This window comes from Frigoribacterium sp. MEB024, assembly GCF_000878135.1.
Taxonomy (GTDB): domain Bacteria; phylum Actinomycetota; class Actinomycetes; order Actinomycetales; family Microbacteriaceae; genus Frigoribacterium.
In genome coordinates this window covers 1-16,156 of record NZ_JXQZ01000064.1, presented here as the reverse complement: position 1 = coordinate 16,156, position 16,156 = coordinate 1, and the positions used below count along the sequence as shown (strand labels likewise).

The window sequence follows — 16,156 nt, the reverse complement described above, 5'->3', positions numbered from 1 at the left end:
CGTCTCGACCCCGGCCCTCGCATGCCGACAGGCTAACCATCACGACGCCCCCGCACCCGTCGCCACCCCGATCCGTGCCGTCGGGCCGCGCCCGAGAGGTCGAGTTCGGCCAGTACGTCGCGGACCGTCTCGAGCGACAGACCGCTCGCGACGGCCAGTTCGTCGGTCTCGCGGGTCGCCGTCGTGCTGAGGGCGTCCAGCACCCGCATCGTCTCGGGGTCGAGCCGCCGCCCCTGGTACGACGCCACGACGAGGTCGGTCGGCACCCCGGCGAGTGCGAGGACCTCGTCGGCACTCGTCACGCACTCGGCCAGACCGGATCGGATCAGGGCATGGCAGCCCACGGACGACGGCGAGGTCACCGGACCGGGCACGGCCCCGACCGGACGACCGAGCGACTGGGCGTGGGCGGCCGTGTTCAGCGACCCCGAGCGGCCGCCGGCCTCGACGACGACGGTCGCGGCCGTCAGGGCCGCGATGAGCCTGTTGCGTTGCAGGAAACGCCACCGTGACGGCTTGCCCCCGCAGGGGGCCTCGGAGATCATCAGGCCCGTCTCGAGGATGCGTCGCAGCAGGCCGTCGTGCCCGGCCGGGTAGAGGTGGTCGACTCCCCCGGCCATGACCGCCATCGTCGTCGCCGACGCGGCGAGGGCCGCCCAGTGGGCCGCACCGTCGATGCCGTAGGCGGCACCCGAGACGACCGCGAGGCCGCGGTCGGCCACGCCGTCGGCGAGCTCGGCCGACACCTGCTCGCCGTAGGCCGTCGCCGCTCTCGAACCGACGATGGCGATGCTCGACGCCGGTACCGGGACGCACGCCGGACCTCGCGCCCAGAGGGCCACGGGGGCATGGTCTCCGAGCTCGTCGAGGACCGTGGGCCAGAACGGCGTACCCGGCACGAGCAGCCTCGATCCCACGACGGTCGCCGTGTGGAACGACCGGAGGATCACCCCGGTCTCGAGTCGTGGCCGCCACCTCTTCAGCGCCCGCACGAGGTCGAGCCGCTCGACGTCGTCGAGGGTCGCCCCGGCCTCGACCAGCGCCCCGGACAGGAGACCCGGGCGGGGTTCGTCCCGACCGACCGCAGCCTCGAGCACGACGCGGAGACCGACGGTCGGCCCGAGCAACGCCCGGACGACCCCGCCCACCGCGTCCCCCGGTTCGACCACGCCCGTCCAGGCGCCCAGGGCGAAGGCCCGGACGGTCTGCGCCTCGCTGAGATCGTCGACGTCCGGCAGGACGGGCCGCACGAGATCGGCCAGCTCGGTGGAGGTCGCCCTGAGCAGGTCGCTCACAGCGACTGCCGCATGCTCAGGGCCCGCATGACGTGACGGCGGACGGGGGCAGGGTCGTCGTCGAGGTCGGCGAGGGTCCAGGCGACGCGCAGCACGCGGTCGTAGCCCCTCATCGTCAGGGCACCGGTCTCGAGAGCCCGGTCGACGGGCTGCGAGTCCGCCACGGCCAGGCGGTTCGCCGGGTCGCGCAGCCAGGTACCGGGGACCTCGCCGGACAACCGCCAGGGGGTGCCGTCGAGCCGACGGGCGGCACGGTCACGGGCCCGGTCGACGCGGTCGCGAGCCTGGCGCGTCGTCGTCGGGACGACGTCGGCCGAGGCTCGGAACTGGGACGAACTGATGCGGGCCACCCGCAACTGCAGGTCGATGCGGTCCACGAGCGGCCCGGAGAGCTTGCCGAGGTACCGACGCCGCTGATGCGGGGAACAGCTGCAGTCGGAGTCGCGGGAACCGTACTGCCCGCAGGGGCAAGGATTGGCCGCGGCGACCAGCTGGAACCTCGCCGGGAAGCGAGCCACCGACCTCGACCGGTGGACGACGGTCTCACCCGATTCGAGAGGCTGGCGAAGGCAGTCGAGGACCGTCTGCTGGAACTCGGGCGCCTCGTCGAGGAACAACACGCCGCGGGTAGCCCTCGACGCGGCACCGGGCCGGATGACCCCGCTGCCGCCGCCGACCAAGGCCGCCGCGCTGCACGTGTGGTGAGGCGCCTCGAACGGCGGACGCCGGTCGAGATCGCCCGTGACGGCGACCCCGGCCAAGGAGCGGATCGACGCGACCTCGAGGGCCGAGTCGGCGTCGAGGTCGGGCAGCAGTCCCGGCAGGCGGGCCGCCAGCATGCTCTTGCCCGCACCGGGAGGGCCGACCATGAGAAGGTGGTGACCGCCGGCCGCGGCGACGACGAGCGCCTCGACGGCGTCGACGTTGCCGATGACGTCCGCGAGGTCGAGTTCGGCCGGCACCGTCGGTTCGGAGCGCGATCTCGTGATGGCCTCGACCGGTTCGGGTTCGAGACCTGCGCCGTGCCAGATGGCGGCCTCGCGGAGGCTCGGCACGGGCACCACGCGGATGCCGGGCACGAGGGCCGCCTCGTCGGCGTTGTCGGTCGGCACCATGACGGTGGTGGCCCCCGCCCGACGCGCACCCAGCACGGCGGGCAGGACGCCGTCGACGGGGCGGAGTCGGCCGTCGAGACCGAGCTCGCCCAGGTGGACGACGCGCTCGACGGACTCGGCGGGAACGACTTCGGCTGCGGCCAAGGCCGCGATGGCGATGCCGAGGTCGAAGGACGACCCCTGCTTGGGCAGCGAGGCCGGTGACAGGTTGACGGTCAGCTTGCGCGCCGGCAAGGCGCACCCGGAGTTCGTCGCGGCGGACCGGACCCGGTCGCGGGCCTCGCCCAGCGACGTGTCGGGCAGACCGATGATCACGAACGCCGGCAGCCCGGCACCCATGTCGGCCTCGATCTCGACCAGGGCACCGTCGACCCCCAGCAGGGCGACCGCCCTCGTCCGCGCCACGCTCATGCTCCGGCCCCGCGGACGTGGTCGATGCGCTCGTGCCCCGCGCACCGCTCGACCGTGATGCCCACGACGTCGATGCGCAACCCCCGGGGCGTCGTGGAGGGATGCGCCTGGCACCAGGCGCCCGCCAGCCGTCGCAGACGCGCCAACTTGGCCGGCGTCACGGCCTCGAGGGCGTGGCCGTAGCCGGTGCCCGACCGCGTCTTGACCTCGACGACGACCAGCACGTCTCCGTCCAGGGCGACCAGGTCGATCTCGCCCTCGCGACACCGCCAGTTGCGCTCGACGACCCGCATGCCCTGCGCCTCGACGTACTCGGCCGCGACGTCTTCGCCGCGCCGACCCAATTCGTCCTTCTTCGCCATGTCTGACCTCCTGCCAGCAGGCTGGCGGAGGCCTGTCCCTCGGGGGGCGGGCGGGACATCGTCTGGGGACGCCACCGATCCGGTGACGGCTGGGGACGAGCCGTGTCAGACGGGTCGCATCCCGCGGCAACGGGTCACGTCGCGGCCGGGATTACTCGTCGAGCGCGAGTTCTTTCGGCAGCTCGAGATCGCGGGTCGTGAGCTCTTCGACGTTCACGTCCTTGAAGGTGAGCACCCGGACCGACTTGACGAAACGGTCGGAACGGTAGACGTCCCACACCCAGACGTCCGTCATCGAGAGTTCGAAGTAGAAGTCGTGCTCGGTGTCGCGCCGGACGAGGTCGACCTCGTTGGCCAGGTAGAAGCGCCGCTCGGTCTCGACCACGTAGCGGAACTGCGACACCACGTCGCGGTACTCGCGGTACAGCGCGAGCTCGACCTCGCGGTCGTAGTCTTCGAAATCGTCCTCGTCCATCGGAGGATCATCCTACGCGGCCCTCGGGGCGGCGGACGCCGAAGGCCTGCCGGTTCGGACCTCTGCCCCGGGAGTCAGTGCAACCAGGTGAGACGGTGGAGTGGCGACGGCCCCAACTCGGACAGTGCACCGTAGTGCGCCGACGAGCCGTATCCCTTGTTGCCGGCCCAGCCGTAGCCCGGGTGGGCGCCGTCGGCCTCGATCATCAGCCGGTCGCGCTCGACCTTGGCGATGACCGACGCCGCCGCCACCGACGCACAGTCGCGGTCGGCCTTGACCCGGGTCGTGATGCGGGGAGGGGTGGCGAGCTGGGGCGACAGGTAGTCGTGGTTGCCGTCGAGCACCACGACGGACTGCATGATGCCGACGCCGGCGTGGTGCAGCGCGGTCAGGGCGCGCTTGCCGGCCAGGCCGAGGGCGACGACGATGCCCAGCCGATCGACCTCGTGCGCCTCGGCGAAGCCCACCGCGTGATGGGACACCCACGACGTCGCCAGCGGGTAGAGGGCCTCGCGTCGCTTCTCGGACAAGAGCTTCGAGTCGCGCAGACCCGCGGGGACGTCGAGGCACTCGACGTGGACCGCTCCGAGCCCGACGGCGACCGGCCCGGCGATGGCACCCCGACCCACCTCGTCACAGCCGATCACCCAGGTCGCTCCGGTGGCGTGCAGCTCGCGCTCGAATTCGAGCGTGGGGTCGACGACGGGGCTCATTCGCCCTCTCGTTCGGTGCCGCGGAAGACGTCGGGGTAGTCGCCGAGCCACGTCCAGCGGTCGGTGGGCCAGCTGATGACGAAGGCGCGCCCGACGACGTCGCTCATCGGGACGAACCCCTTGCTCGGGGTGGCGCCGTTGTAGCGGCTGTCCTTCGAGTTGTAGCGGTTGTCGCCCATGACCCACAGGGAGTCGGCGGGGACCGTGACCGAGAAGTCGTCGGCCGAGACGCGGGTCTCGCCCGGAGGCAGGTTGACGTAGGGCTCGTCGAGGGGGACGCCGTTGACCGACATCTGGCCGAAGTCGTTGCAGCACTCGACCGTGTCACCCGGCAGGCCGATGACCCGCTTGATCAGGTGGTCGTTGCTGTCTTGTGCACCGAGCCCGACCAGCGTCAGGAACCACGAGATGCCGTCGGACACCGGGTTGCCCGTGGTGGTGCTGATCGGCGCCGTGCCGTCGAGCCACCCACCCGGGTCGGTGAACACCACCACGTCGCCACGCTTGACGTCGACGAGGTCGGGCACGAGCTCGTTGACGATGATGCGGTCGTTGATCTGGAGCGTCTGTTCCATCGACCCGGAAGGAATGTAGAACGACCGGATCAAGAACGTCTTGATCAGGAACGAGATGAGGAGCGCCGCCAGGAAGATGACGAGGACGTCGCGCACGAACGTGCCGATGCCGCGCTTCCCGCCGTCGTCGCGTCGAGGACGCAGGGCGCGCCTCACTGTGTCATTCGTCATTTAACCACCCGAGCTCCCCGCCATCTTAGATGGCGGGGAGCTCGGTGGATGTCGCGGGGACGCGTGACTAGTTGTCGCGCTTCTCCTTGATCTTGGCCTTCTTGCCGCGCAGCTCGCGCAGGTAGTAGAGCTTGGCGCGACGGACGGCACCACGGCTGACGACCTCGATGTGGTCGATGACCGGGGAGTGCACCGGGAAGGTGCGCTCGACGCCGACCTGGAAGCTCACCTTGCGGACCGTGAAGGTCTCGCGGATGCCCTCGTTCTGCTTGCCGATGACGACACCCTGGAAGACCTGGACGCGCGAGCGCGTGCCTTCGATGATGTTGACGTGCACCTTGACGGTGTCGCCGGCGCGGAAGTCGGGGACGTCCGAGCGGAGGTTGGCGGAGTCAACCGCGTCGAGGATGTGCATTGTCGTTCGCTCTCTGCAACCGCCACAGGTCGACTGCGTGTCTGGGGCACGTCACGCGCCCGTCATGATGAAGAAGGTGTGCTCTGGATCGGCAGACTCCCCTGTGGCAGAGTCGTGCGCAGGCACAAGCGCCTATTGTGCCACAGCGCGGGCGCCCGTGTCAGCCGCGCGGCGTGATGGTGATGACGGGGCCGTCGTCGCCGTAGCCGGGCCGACGCCCCGCGGCGGCCCCGGTGCCCGACGCGACCCTCTCGAGATCGGCGAGCGACGTGGCCATGCGGGCCCGCGCCTCCTTGACGAACTGCCACAGGGCCGAGGCGAACAGGCCGACGCCCGCCGCGATCGTCACGACGGCACAGAGCGCGAACAGGGCGGTCGAGAGGTCGAGGGACGAGGCCCCGCCGGCGACCTGCGTGAAGGCCGACGCGGACGCCGACTCGGCGGAACTGTCGACGATGAAGAACCCGAGACCGAGCTGCCCGAGCCACGACAGCGTGAGCAGACCGACGTCGGCCCACGACACGGCCTTCGCCTGTCGGACGCTGCGGCGACCCACCACCACACCGGTGGCCACCGCCTGCCCCACGAAGAGCAGGGGCACGAGCAGCAGCTGGCCCACGAACTGGAGTCCCAACGGGACGCCGAAGAACGCCCGGCCCAGCAGCACCCAGAGCGGAAGCACGAACACGGCCACCCAGAGGAGGCGGTAGAAGACCCGGCGCATCGTCATGCGGTCGAGGCTACGAAACGATCGTGAAGAATGGCTGCATGATCGAACTGCGCACGCCCGACGAGATCGAGCGCATGCGGCCCGCCGGAGCCTTCGTCGCCCGCGTGCTCGAGGCGACCAGAGCTGCTGCACGACCGGGGATCGACCTGCTCGAGATCGACGAGCTCGCGCACGGCATGATCCGCGAGGCGGGCGCCGAGAGCTGCTACGTCGACTACCACCCGTCGTTCGGTGCGAGTCCGTTCGGCAAGGTGATCTGCACGTCGGTCAACGACGCGGCCCTGCACGGCCTGCCGCACCGCCACCGGCTGCGCGACGGCGATCTGCTCAGCCTCGACTTCGCCGCCTCGGTGGACGGCTGGGTCGCCGACTCGGCCTTGTCGTTCGTCGTCGGCGAGCAGGCGTCGCCCGAGGACCTCCGCCTGATCGAGACGTGCGAGGTCGCTCTGGACGCCGGCATCGCCGCCCTGAGGCCGGGCGCCAAGCTGGGCGACGTCTCGGCGGCCATCGGCCGGGTCGCCCGCAGCGCGGGCTACGGCGTCAACCTGCAGTTCGGCGGCCACGGGGTCGGACGGACGATGCACGGCGATCCCCACGTCCCGAACGACGGACGCGCGGGCCGGGGCTGGCCGGTGCGGCCCGGGCTCGTCGTCGCGATCGAACCCTGGCTGATGCGCGGAACCGACGAGATCGTCACCGACGCCGACGGCTGGACGCTGCGCAGCGTCGACGGTTCGAGGGCGGCGCACGTCGAGCACACCGTGGCCGTCACCGAGGACGGACCGCTCGTGCTCACCGCACGCGGCTGACCTGGACGAGCCGGGGCCGCGGCCCCTGGCCCGCACCTCGACCCGCGGACCCCGTCAGTCGAGCAGGTCGGGCCGCACCCGACGGGTGCGTTCGAGCTGCTGCTCACGACGCCAGGTCGCGATGGCCGCGTGGTTGCCGCTGAGCAGCACGGGAGGGACGTCGAGACCGCGCCAGGACGCCGGCTTGGTGTAGCTGGGGTACTCGAGCAGGCCGTCTTCGTGGCTCTCTTCGGTGAGGCTCTCGGGGTTGCCCACGACACCCGGGACGAGACGCCCGATGGCCTCGATCATCGCCGTGACCGCGACCTCTCCGCCGTTCAGCACGTAGTCGCCCAGGCTGATCTCACGCACCGTCGCCCGGGTGGCGGCGTGCTCGACGACGCGCTGGTCGATGCCCTCGTACCGGCCGCAGGTGAAGACCAGATGCGGCGCGAACGCGAGCTCCCGCGCCATGGCCTGGGTGAACGGCGTGCCCGCCGGCGACGGGACGATCATGATCGTGTCGTCGGGCGTGGACGTGTTGCCGAAGACGTGGTCGAGCGCCTCGCCCCAGGGCTCGGGACGCATGACCATGCCGGCCCCGCCACCGTAGGGCGTGTCGTCGACGGTGCGGTGCCGGTCGTGCGTGAAGTCACGCAGGTCGTGCACGGCGACGTCGAGCAGCTTCTGCTGCCGGGCCTTGCCCAGCAACGAGATGTCGAGCACCCCGAAGAACTCGGGGAAGATCGACACGATGTCGATGCGCACGCGTCAGCGCTCGTCGTCGGGAGCGGACTCGCCCTCGGAGGCCGGCTCGTCGACGCCGTCGAACGCCGGCTCGTCGTCCGTGTCGTCGGCCAGCTCTTCGAACAGCCCTTGCGGCGGGGTCACGACGACCACGCCGGCCTCGACGTCGACCTTCGGCACGAGGGCCGAGACGAACGGGACGAGAACCTCGCCTGACGCGGTGTCGACCGCGAGGAGGTCTTGGGCCGGCAGGTGATCGACCCGGGCCACGGTGCCGACGACGACACCGTCACGTTCGACGCGGAGGCCGACCAGCTGGTGGTCGTACCAGGCGTCGTCCTCGTGCGGCAGCTCGTCCGTGTCTTGGTCGACCCAGAGGATCGCCTTGACGAGGGACTCGGCGGCAGTGCGGTCGTCGACGCCCTCGAAGAAGCCCACCGGGTGGCTGTTGTACCAGCGCAACTCGGTGAGGGTGAGGGTCTTGTCGTGCCAGGCGCTGTCGGCGGGCACCTGCAGGCGGAACACGGCACCCGGCACGAAGCGCTGTTCGGGGGTGTCGGTGAAGAGTTCGAGCTTGAGGGCGCCCTTGAGGCCGTGGGCCTTGGTGAGGCGCCCCACCCGGAGTTCGGTCTTGCGGTCGGACGGCACGGCTCTAGAGATCGCCGTCGACGACGTCGACCCGGACACGCTTGCCGTCGGCCAGTGCCGTGATCAGGGTGCGGAGGGCCTTGGCGGTGCGGCCGGCGCGGCCGATCACGCGACCGAGGTCGTCCGCGTGGACGTGCACCTCGAGGACGTCGCCTCGCGGGGAGTTCTTCTCCACGACCTGCACCTCGTCCGGGTGATCGACGATCCCCCGGACGAGGTGTTCGAGTGCAGGTGCGAGCACCGACTACGCCTCGGTGGTCTCGGCGTCGTCGCTGGACTCGGCGGGAGCCTCGGCCTTGACGGCGGGCTTCTCGGTCTTGGGCACGAGGACCGGCTTCTTCTTCTCGTCGGCGACGAAGGCCTCTTTCGGGGCCTTGGTCTTGACGGTGCTGACGGCGTCGGCGTCGCCCTTGAACTTGCCCCAGTCACCCGTGAGCTTCAGCAGCGCGGCGACCTGTTCGGTCGGCTGTGCGCCGACGGAGAGCCAGTACTGCGCACGCTCGGACTCGACCTCGATGAACGAAGGCTCTTCGGTGGGGTGGTACTTGCCGATCTCTTCGATGACGCGACCGTCACGCTTGGTGCGCGAGTCGGCGACGACGATGCGGTAGTAGGGGGCGCGGATCTTGCCCATGCGCTTGAGACGGATCTTGACAGCCACAATTCTCCTGTGTGATGTGATGTGGGCGAGTAGCCAGCCGTGAGCGTGGGGGCACACTCGGCTCGAAAGCTCTGATGGGAGTCGAACGTCGCCTGATTAGAGGGTCGGACGACAGAAGACTCGACCTCCCATTGTTGCAGACGAAAGGCCATCTGCACGAATTGCTTCGCGTCGTGTTGGGCACCGCGCCTCCCCGGCGTCATCGGACGACTCAGGACGTGCCCACCTGCTCCGTCGACGGCCCCCTGCGCGCCCCGACTGGCAGGATGGACCCGCCCTGACGCCCACGGGAAGGCCACGCGGATGCGCATCGATTTCACGACCTCAGAGCGGTCGACCCTCGGCGTCGAGTGGGAGCTCGCCCTCGTCGACCACGAGTCGGGCGAGCTGGCGCCGCACGCCCCGGCGATCCTCGCCGACCTGGCCCACGTGAACGACGGCGGCCCCGAGCGACTGACCAACGAACTGCTCACCAACACGGTCGAGGTCGTCACGGGCGTCCACCACCGCGTCGCCGACGCCGTCGACGACCTGAAGGGCACGATCGACCAGGTCCGCGGCCCCGCCTCGGTGCTCGGCGCCGACCTGATGTGTGCCGGAACGCACCCCTACAGCCGCTACGTCGACCAGGAGGTGACCCCCGACAAGGAGCGCTACGCCACGCTGATCGACCGCACGCGCTGGTGGGGCCGCCAGATGATGATCTGGGGGGTCCACGTGCACGTCGGCATCGACGACCGCGCCAAGGTGCTGCCGATCCTCAACGGCATGCTCACCTACCTGCCGCACTTCCAGGCCCTGACGGCGTCCAGCCCGTTCTGGGTCGGGGAAGAGACGGGATACGCCTCGAACCGGGCCCTGATGTTCCAGCAGCTGCCGACGGCGGGTCTGCCGCCCCAGTTCGCGACCTGGTCCGAATACGAGGCCATGGTCGCCGACATGACCCACACCGGCGTGATCGACGACCACAGCGAACTGCGCTGGGACCTCCGTCCCTCGCCGAAGTGGGGCACCCTCGAGACGCGCGTCTTCGACGGCATCGCGACGACCGACGAGCTCGCCGCCGTGACGGCACTGGTGCAGTGCCTCGTCGACGACATGTCCGAGCGGCTCGACCGCGGCGAGACCCTGACGAGCATGCAGCCGTGGTTCGTCCGCGAGAACAAGTGGCGCGCCGCCCGGTACGGCATGGACGCCATCGTGATCCAGAACGCGGCCGGCGACGAACGACTGGTGACGGACGACCTGCGCGAACTCGTGACGTCGCTCGAGCCGGCGGCCGAACGCCTCGGCTGCCTCGACGAACTGCACTCGCTCGCGGTGATCACCGACCGCGGGGCCAGCTACCAGCGCCAGCTCGCCGTCGCCGCCGCCCACGGCGGAGACCTCCGGCCCGTCGTGGCCTCGCTGGTCCGCGAGTTCGACGAGGGGTTGTCCGCAGCCGAGTGAGGCGCCGCGTCCGACGTCGTGCACGGACGACGTCAGGCACGGACGACGTCAGGCACGGACGTCGTTACGCAGGGACGACGACGCCCACCCCGCGTCAGGCGGGACGGGCGTCGACGATCGTCAGGAGGCGCGGGTCGGGTCAGCCGCGCCCGAGCATCTTCTGCAGCGACGCGAGCTCTTCGGGCGAGGGTGCCGTGCCACCGGCCGTGGCACCACCACCGCCGCCCAGTCCGAAGCCGGAACCGCCGGGAGCGGACGAAGCGGGCTTGGCACCGGTGGCGAGGGCGGCGTTCTGAGCGGCGCGCTTGGCCGGGTTGCCGGCCTTCGAGCCCTTCTTCTTGGGCTGCGCCTTCTTGCCGGCGTACGAGGCGCCGGGGATCGGGCCCATGCCGGGGACCTGGGGCACGCCGCCCTTGGCGACGGTCTTCATCATCTTCGAGGCCTGCTCGAAGCGCTGCACGAGCTGGTTGACGTCGGTGACGGTCATGCCCGAACCGCGCGCGATGCGGAGGCGACGCGAGCCGTTGAGCAGCTTGGGCATCGCACGCTCTTGCTGCGTCATCGACTGGATGATCGCCTCGGTGCGGACGATCTCGCGCTCGTCGAAGTTCTCGAGCTGCTCGCGCATGCCCTTGGCGCCCGGCAGCATGCCGAGCATGCCCTTGATCGAGCCCATCTTGCGCAGCTGCTGCATCTGCGTGAGGAAGTCGTCGAGCGTGAAGGAGTCGGTCGCGATCTTCTGCGCGACCGCCATCGCCTCTTCTTCGTCGAAGGCCTGCTGGGCCTGCTCGATGAGCGAGAGGATGTCACCGAGGTCGAGGATGCGGCTCGCCATGCGGTCGGGGTGGAACGGCTCGAAGTCGTCGAGCGACTCGCCCGTCGACGCGAACATGATGGGGCGGCCGGTGACCGACGCGACGCTGAGGGCGGCACCACCGCGGGCGTCGCCGTCGAGCTTCGAGAGCACGACGCCGGTGAAGTCGACGCCGTCCTGGAAGGCCTTGGCGGTGGCGACGGCGTCCTGACCGATCATCGCGTCGATGACGAACAGCACCTCGTCGGGGTCCACGGCCTTGCGGATGTTCGCGGCCTGCTTCATGAGCTCGGCGTCGACGCCGAGACGACCGGCCGTGTCGACGATGACCGTGTCGTACTGCTTGTCGCGGGCGTACTTGATGGCCTGCTTGGCGACCTTCACCGGGTCACCCACGCCGTTGCCGGGCTCGGGCGCGAAGACGTGGGCGCCGGCCTGCTCTCCGACGACCTGCAGCTGCGTCACCGCGTTGGGACGCTGGAGGTCGGCCGCCACGAGCATGGGCGTGTGGCCGTCCTTCGCGAGCCACTTGGCCAGCTTGCCCGCGAGCGTCGTCTTGCCGGCACCCTGGAGGCCGGCGAGCATGATGACGGTCGGCGGGTTCTTGGCGAACTCGAGCCGACGCTGCTGACCGCCGAGGATCTGCACCAGTTCTTCGTTGACGATCTGGACGACCTGCTGCGCGGGGTTCAGGGCCTTGCTGACCTCGTCGCCGAGGGCGCGGTCGCGCACCGTGTTCGTGAAGGCCTTGACGACGTCGAACGCGACGTCGGCGTCGAGCAGGGCGCGACGGATCTCGCGCACGGTGCCGTCGACGTCGGCGGGACTCAGCTTGCCCTTGTTGCGGAGGTTCTTGAAGGTTTCCGCGAGGCGGTCGGAGAGGGTTCCAAAAGTGGCCATGGTGCGCCCATCTTAACCGACCGTCGGCGTCCCGCGCTGCGTGGCCGCACCTCCTCGGCCCGGCTTTGTTGTACTCGGTTCATCAATGAGGTTACCCTCGGGGCATGACCACGACGCGACGTGTCGGCCTGACGGGTCCGCCGCTCGACTACCGCGAGGGGCTGCGCCTGCAGCGGCGACTGCACGCCGACGTGGTGGCCGGCCGGCTCGACTCGGCACTCGTCCTCTGCCAGCACCCGTCCGTCTACACGGCAGGTACGCGCACGCAACCGACCGACCTGCCTCGCGACGGCTCCCCCGTCGTCCCGGTCGACCGCGGCGGACGCATCACCTGGCACGGCCCCGGCCAGCTCGTGGCGTACCCGATCGTGCGCCTGCCCGAGCCGCTCGACGTCGTCGCGCACGTCCGCGCGCTCGAGGCGTGCCTGATCGAGGTGTGCTCGGGCGTCGGAGTGTCGGCCGTGCGGGTGGCCGGGCGCAGCGGTGCCTGGGTGCCGGGGCCCCTCGGTGACGACAAGGTCGCGGCGGTCGGCGTGCGGGTCGCCGAGGGCGTGACGATGCACGGAGTCGCCCTCACCTGCGACGCCGACCTGTCCCCCTACGCCCAGATCGTGCCCTGCGGCATCACCGACGCCGGCGTGACCAGCCTGACCCGCGCCTCCGGGAGGCACGTGGCCGTCACCGACGTCGCGGACGCCCTCGAGACGGCCCTGACCACGTACCTGACCAGCCTCGAGACCGCCGGACGCCGGCCGGCCCGACCCGACCCTGTGGGAGCCCACCGATGACGACGACCGCCCCCGAGGGCCGACGGCTGCTGCGCGTCGAGGCCCGCAACGCCGAGACCCCGATCGAGAAGAAGCCGACCTGGATCAAGACCACCGCCAAGCAGGGCCCCGAGTACCGCGCCCTGACCGAGCTCGTGGTCGACAAGAAGCTGCACACCGTCTGCCAGGAGGCCGGCTGTCCGAACATCTTCGAGTGCTGGGAGGACCGCGAGGCGACGTTCCTGATCGGCGGCTCGCAGTGCACGCGCCGCTGTGACTTCTGTCAGATCGACACGGGCAAGCCGAGCCCGATCGACCGCCGCGAGCCCCTGTCGGTCGCCGAGTCGGTGCGCGAGATGGGGCTGCGTTATGCGACCGTCACCGGCGTCGCGCGCGACGACCTCGACGACGGAGGCGCGTGGCTCTACGCCGAGACCATCCGCCGCGTCCACGAGCTGAACCCGGGCACGGGCGTCGAGATCCTCGTCCCCGACTTCAACGCTCGCCCCGACCTGCTCGGGCAGGTCTTCGACGCCCGGCCCGAGGTCTTCGCCCACAACGTCGAGACGGTGCCGCGCATCTTCAAGCGCATCCGCCCCGCGTTCACCTTCGAGCGGTCCCTCGACGTCATCACACAGGGTCACGACGCCGGCCTCGTGACGAAGTCGAACCTGATCCTCGGCATGGGTGAGGAACGAGGTGAGGTCGTCGACGCCCTCGAACGACTCCGGGAGGCGCACACCGACATCATCACGCTGACCCAGTACCTGCGCCCCAGCCCCCGGCACCTGCCGGTCGCCCGGTGGGTGCACCCGGACGAGTTCGTCGACTTCCGCGAGATCGCGGAGGACATGGGCTTCAGCGGTGTGCTCGCCGGGCCGCTCGTGCGGTCGTCGTACCGTGCGGGTCGACTGTGGGCGCGGGCGACCGAGGCACGCGGCGGAGTCGTGCCCGAGGCGCTGCGCCACCTGCTCGAGGCGGGGGCCGGGCGCCAGGCCGTGTGACGCGCGCCGGGGTGGACGCAGGAGGCGCGGGTCGCGTGACCCGCGCCTCCTGCGTCCGTGCCGGGGCGCGTGGGCGCCTACGCGATGAGGTTCTGGACGAACACGTGGGGGGTGAAGCCGGTGAGGTCGCCGATGCCCTCGCCCTGACCGACGAGCTTGATCGGGATGCCGGTCTGCTCCTGCACCGCGAGGACGAATCCGCCGCGGGCCGAGCCGTCGAGCTTCGTCAGGACGAGGCCGGTCACCCCGGCGTGCTCGATGAAGGCCTGCGCCTGGGCCAGGCCGTTCTGGCCGGTCGTCGCGTCGAGCACGAGCAGCACCTCGGCGATCTCGGTCTGCTTCTCGACGACGCGCTTGATCTTGCCGAGCTCGTCCATCAGGCCCGACTTCGTCTGCAGTCGCCCCGCCGTGTCGATCAGGACGATCTCGATGCCTTCGCGCATGGCGAGCTCGACGGTCTGGAAGGCCACCGACGCAGGGTCTTGGCCCTGCTGCTGGGGGCGGACGATGCGGGCGCCGGCACGCTCGGCCCAGGTCGCGACCTGCTCGACGGCCGCCGCACGGAAGGTGTCGGCCGCCCCCACGACGACCGAGCGGTCGTAGTTCCGCAGGAACTTGGCGAACTTGCCGATGGTCGTCGTCTTGCCGACGCCGTTGACGCCGACCATGAGCACGACGGCGGGTCGGGCGCTGAGCTTGAGGGTCGAGTCGAGCTTCGAGAGCCGTTCTTCGAGCGTCTCGCGCAGCATGCGCTTGAGGTCGGCGGGGTCGGTGGTCGAGTAGCGCTGCACCTTCGCCTGCAGGTCGTCGATGATCTGCTCGGTCACGTCGGGGCCGAAGTCGGCGCCGATCAGGGCGGCCTCGAGGTCGTCCCACGTGGTCTCGTCGATCGTCTTCTTGGCGAACATGCCACGGAGGGCACCGGAGAGGGACCAGGGGGAAGCCATGCGGGCCAGCTTATTCGGCCCCGGACGAGACCGCGGACGTGCAGAGGCTGTAAGCTCGCCAGGTTGAAGGGGAGTACTCCCACGCGGTGGCGTCGTCAATACGGAAGAGACCGATCTCGACCCGGTGCACCGGTTCGCAGCCGTCCTGATCAGGACGCGACGCGAGTGGAGGAGACCTTCGGTACCCGCTGCGTACTGGAGGTACACACATGGACGTCCATTTCTTGACCTGGGCGATCACCATCGCCGGCATCATCGGCCTGCTGTTCTTCGACTTCTTCAGTCACGTCCGCACGCCGCACGAGCCGACCATCCGCGAGTCGGCCATCTGGTCGGGCGTCTACATCGGCATCGCCGTCCTGTTCGGCGTCGGCGTGGGCGTCTTCTCGAACTGGACCTTCGGTGGCGAGTACTTCGCCGGCTACATCACCGAGAAGGCCCTCTCAGTCGACAACCTGTTCGTCTTCCTGATCATCATGACGAGCTTCGCGGTGCCCCGCATCTACCAGCAGAAGGTGCTGCTCGTCGGCATCGCCATCGCCCTGCTCTCGCGCGGTCTGTTCATCGCGGCCGGCGTGGTCATCATCGAGAACTTCTCGTGGGTCTTCTACCTCTTCGGCATCCTGCTCTTTTGGCTCGCCTACAGCCAGGTCAAGGGCGGCCACGGCGACGACGAGAAGGACGAGGCGGACAGCAAGCTCATCCGTGCCCTGCGCCGTGTCATCCCCACCTCGCAGGACTACGACGGCCAGAAGCTGACCACCAAGGTCGACGGCAAGCGCCTCTTCACCCCGCTCTTCCTCGTCATGGTCGCGATCGGCCTGACCGACGTGCTCTTCGCGCTCGACTCGATCCCGGCCATCTTCGGCCTCACGCAAGAGGCCTACATCGTCTTCACGGCGAACGCGTTCTCGCTGCTCGGCCTGCGTCAGCTGTACTTCCTCATCTCGGGTCTGCTCGAGCGCCTCGTGTACCTGGCCCAGGGCCTGGCGGTCATCCTCGCCTTCATCGGCGTCAAGCTGTTGTTCCACGCCCTGCACGTCAACGAGGTGCCGTTCATCAACGGCGGCGAGCCGATCACCTGGATCCCCGAGATCCCGATCTGGTTCTCGCTCGGCTTCATCGTGCTGACCATCGCCGTCGCGACGGTCGCCAGCCTCGCGAAGAAC

19 protein-coding genes are annotated in these 16,156 nt (G+C 70.0%); 5 read left to right on the top strand and 14 right to left on the bottom strand.

The annotated features are described in order from the left end of the window. Window positions 1–32: 32 nt before the first annotated feature. The 8 genes from dprA to SZ60_RS16605 all read right to left on the bottom strand — a co-directional run bounded on the left by dprA (window position 33) and on the right by SZ60_RS16605 (window position 6,262). The gene (gene dprA / locus SZ60_RS12235) at window positions 33–1,295 is read right to left on the bottom strand and encodes a DNA-processing protein DprA (RefSeq protein ID WP_082060115.1); all 1,263 of its coding nucleotides are present in this window, start codon (window positions 1,293–1,295) and stop codon (window positions 33–35) included. Then, window positions 1,292–2,821, bottom strand: coding sequence for a YifB family Mg chelatase-like AAA ATPase (locus tag SZ60_RS12230; protein WP_043596324.1), 1,530 nt, complete (start codon window positions 2,819–2,821; stop codon window positions 1,292–1,294). The genes dprA and SZ60_RS12230 overlap by 4 nt, the downstream gene beginning before the upstream one ends. Then, window positions 2,818–3,183, bottom strand: a complete 366-nt coding sequence (locus SZ60_RS12225) for a YraN family protein (protein ID WP_043596322.1) — start codon at window positions 3,181–3,183, stop codon at window positions 2,818–2,820. Before SZ60_RS12225 ends, SZ60_RS12230 begins: the two co-directional genes overlap by 4 nt. Before the next feature lie 151 nt (window positions 3,184–3,334). Beyond that, complete coding sequence (locus SZ60_RS12220) at window positions 3,335–3,658, bottom strand: DUF2469 domain-containing protein (RefSeq protein ID WP_043596320.1); 324 nt, start codon at window positions 3,656–3,658, stop codon at window positions 3,335–3,337. A gap of 74 nt (window positions 3,659–3,732) precedes the next feature. Next, a complete protein-coding gene (locus SZ60_RS12215; protein WP_043596318.1) occupies window positions 3,733–4,371 on the bottom strand; it encodes a ribonuclease HII in 639 nt (212 codons plus the stop codon). Beyond that, complete coding sequence (gene lepB / locus SZ60_RS12210; protein ID WP_043596317.1) at window positions 4,368–5,117, bottom strand: signal peptidase I; 750 nt, start codon at window positions 5,115–5,117, stop codon at window positions 4,368–4,370. Before lepB ends, SZ60_RS12215 begins: the two co-directional genes overlap by 4 nt. Before the next feature lie 67 nt (window positions 5,118–5,184). Next, window positions 5,185–5,532 (bottom strand): 50S ribosomal protein L19, encoded by a 348-nt coding sequence (rplS, locus tag SZ60_RS12205; protein WP_043596315.1) that lies wholly within the window; start codon window positions 5,530–5,532, stop codon window positions 5,185–5,187. 160 nt (window positions 5,533–5,692) lie between these two features. Continuing rightward, the gene (locus SZ60_RS16605) at window positions 5,693–6,262 is read right to left on the bottom strand and encodes a hypothetical protein (protein WP_052505371.1); all 570 of its coding nucleotides are present in this window, start codon (window positions 6,260–6,262) and stop codon (window positions 5,693–5,695) included. Window positions 6,263–6,300: 38 nt separating this feature from the next. On the opposite strand from SZ60_RS16605, the gene map reads away from it, so the two are divergent. Next, the gene (gene map, locus SZ60_RS12195) at window positions 6,301–7,071 is read left to right on the top strand and encodes a type I methionyl aminopeptidase (protein ID WP_043596314.1); all 771 of its coding nucleotides are present in this window, start codon (window positions 6,301–6,303) and stop codon (window positions 7,069–7,071) included. A gap of 54 nt (window positions 7,072–7,125) precedes the next feature. Here map and trmD read toward each other — a convergent pair whose 3' ends face one another. From trmD to rpsP, 4 genes are read right to left on the bottom strand one after another with little or no spacing between them, the layout of a single operon-like run. After that, window positions 7,126–7,818, bottom strand: coding sequence for a tRNA (guanosine(37)-N1)-methyltransferase TrmD (gene trmD / locus SZ60_RS12190; RefSeq protein WP_043596311.1), 693 nt, complete (start codon window positions 7,816–7,818; stop codon window positions 7,126–7,128). A gap of 3 nt (window positions 7,819–7,821) precedes the next feature. Further along, window positions 7,822–8,445 carry a ribosome maturation factor RimM gene (gene rimM / locus SZ60_RS12185; protein WP_231567151.1) on the bottom strand — a complete coding sequence of 208 codons (624 nt, stop codon included), beginning with the start codon at window positions 8,443–8,445 and terminating at the stop codon, window positions 7,822–7,824. A gap of 4 nt (window positions 8,446–8,449) precedes the next feature. After that, complete coding sequence (locus SZ60_RS12180) at window positions 8,450–8,686, bottom strand: RNA-binding protein (protein ID WP_043596309.1); 237 nt, start codon at window positions 8,684–8,686, stop codon at window positions 8,450–8,452. A gap of 3 nt (window positions 8,687–8,689) precedes the next feature. After that, complete coding sequence (gene rpsP, locus SZ60_RS12175) at window positions 8,690–9,106, bottom strand: 30S ribosomal protein S16 (protein ID WP_043596307.1); 417 nt, start codon at window positions 9,104–9,106, stop codon at window positions 8,690–8,692. Window positions 9,107–9,409: 303 nt separating this feature from the next. Here rpsP and SZ60_RS12170 point away from each other — a divergent pair, with 303 nt between their 5' ends. Beyond that, complete coding sequence (locus SZ60_RS12170) at window positions 9,410–10,555, top strand: glutamate--cysteine ligase (RefSeq protein WP_043596306.1); 1,146 nt, start codon at window positions 9,410–9,412, stop codon at window positions 10,553–10,555. 139 nt (window positions 10,556–10,694) lie between these two features. Here the strand turns inward: SZ60_RS12170 and ffh are convergent, their stop codons facing one another. Next, the gene (gene ffh / locus SZ60_RS12165) at window positions 10,695–12,269 is read right to left on the bottom strand and encodes a signal recognition particle protein (RefSeq protein ID WP_043596303.1); all 1,575 of its coding nucleotides are present in this window, start codon (window positions 12,267–12,269) and stop codon (window positions 10,695–10,697) included. A 104-nt stretch (window positions 12,270–12,373) separates the two neighbouring features. Here ffh and lipB point away from each other — a divergent pair, with 104 nt between their 5' ends. Then, entirely contained in the window at window positions 12,374–13,057 is a 684-nt protein-coding gene (gene lipB, locus SZ60_RS12160) for a lipoyl(octanoyl) transferase LipB (RefSeq protein WP_043596302.1), read from the top strand. Then, a complete protein-coding gene (lipA, locus tag SZ60_RS12155) occupies window positions 13,054–14,040 on the top strand; it encodes a lipoyl synthase (RefSeq protein ID WP_043596300.1) in 987 nt (328 codons plus the stop codon). The genes lipB and lipA overlap by 4 nt, the downstream gene beginning before the upstream one ends. A 77-nt stretch (window positions 14,041–14,117) precedes the next feature. Here the strand turns inward: lipA and ftsY are convergent, their stop codons facing one another. Further along, window positions 14,118–14,987, bottom strand: a complete 870-nt coding sequence (gene ftsY / locus SZ60_RS12150; protein WP_043596298.1) for a signal recognition particle-docking protein FtsY — start codon at window positions 14,985–14,987, stop codon at window positions 14,118–14,120. 209 nt (window positions 14,988–15,196) lie between these two features. Here ftsY and SZ60_RS12145 point away from each other — a divergent pair. Next, window positions 15,197–16,156: TerC family protein (locus SZ60_RS12145; RefSeq protein WP_043596297.1), on the top strand; the 960-nt coding region annotated here is incomplete at its 3' end.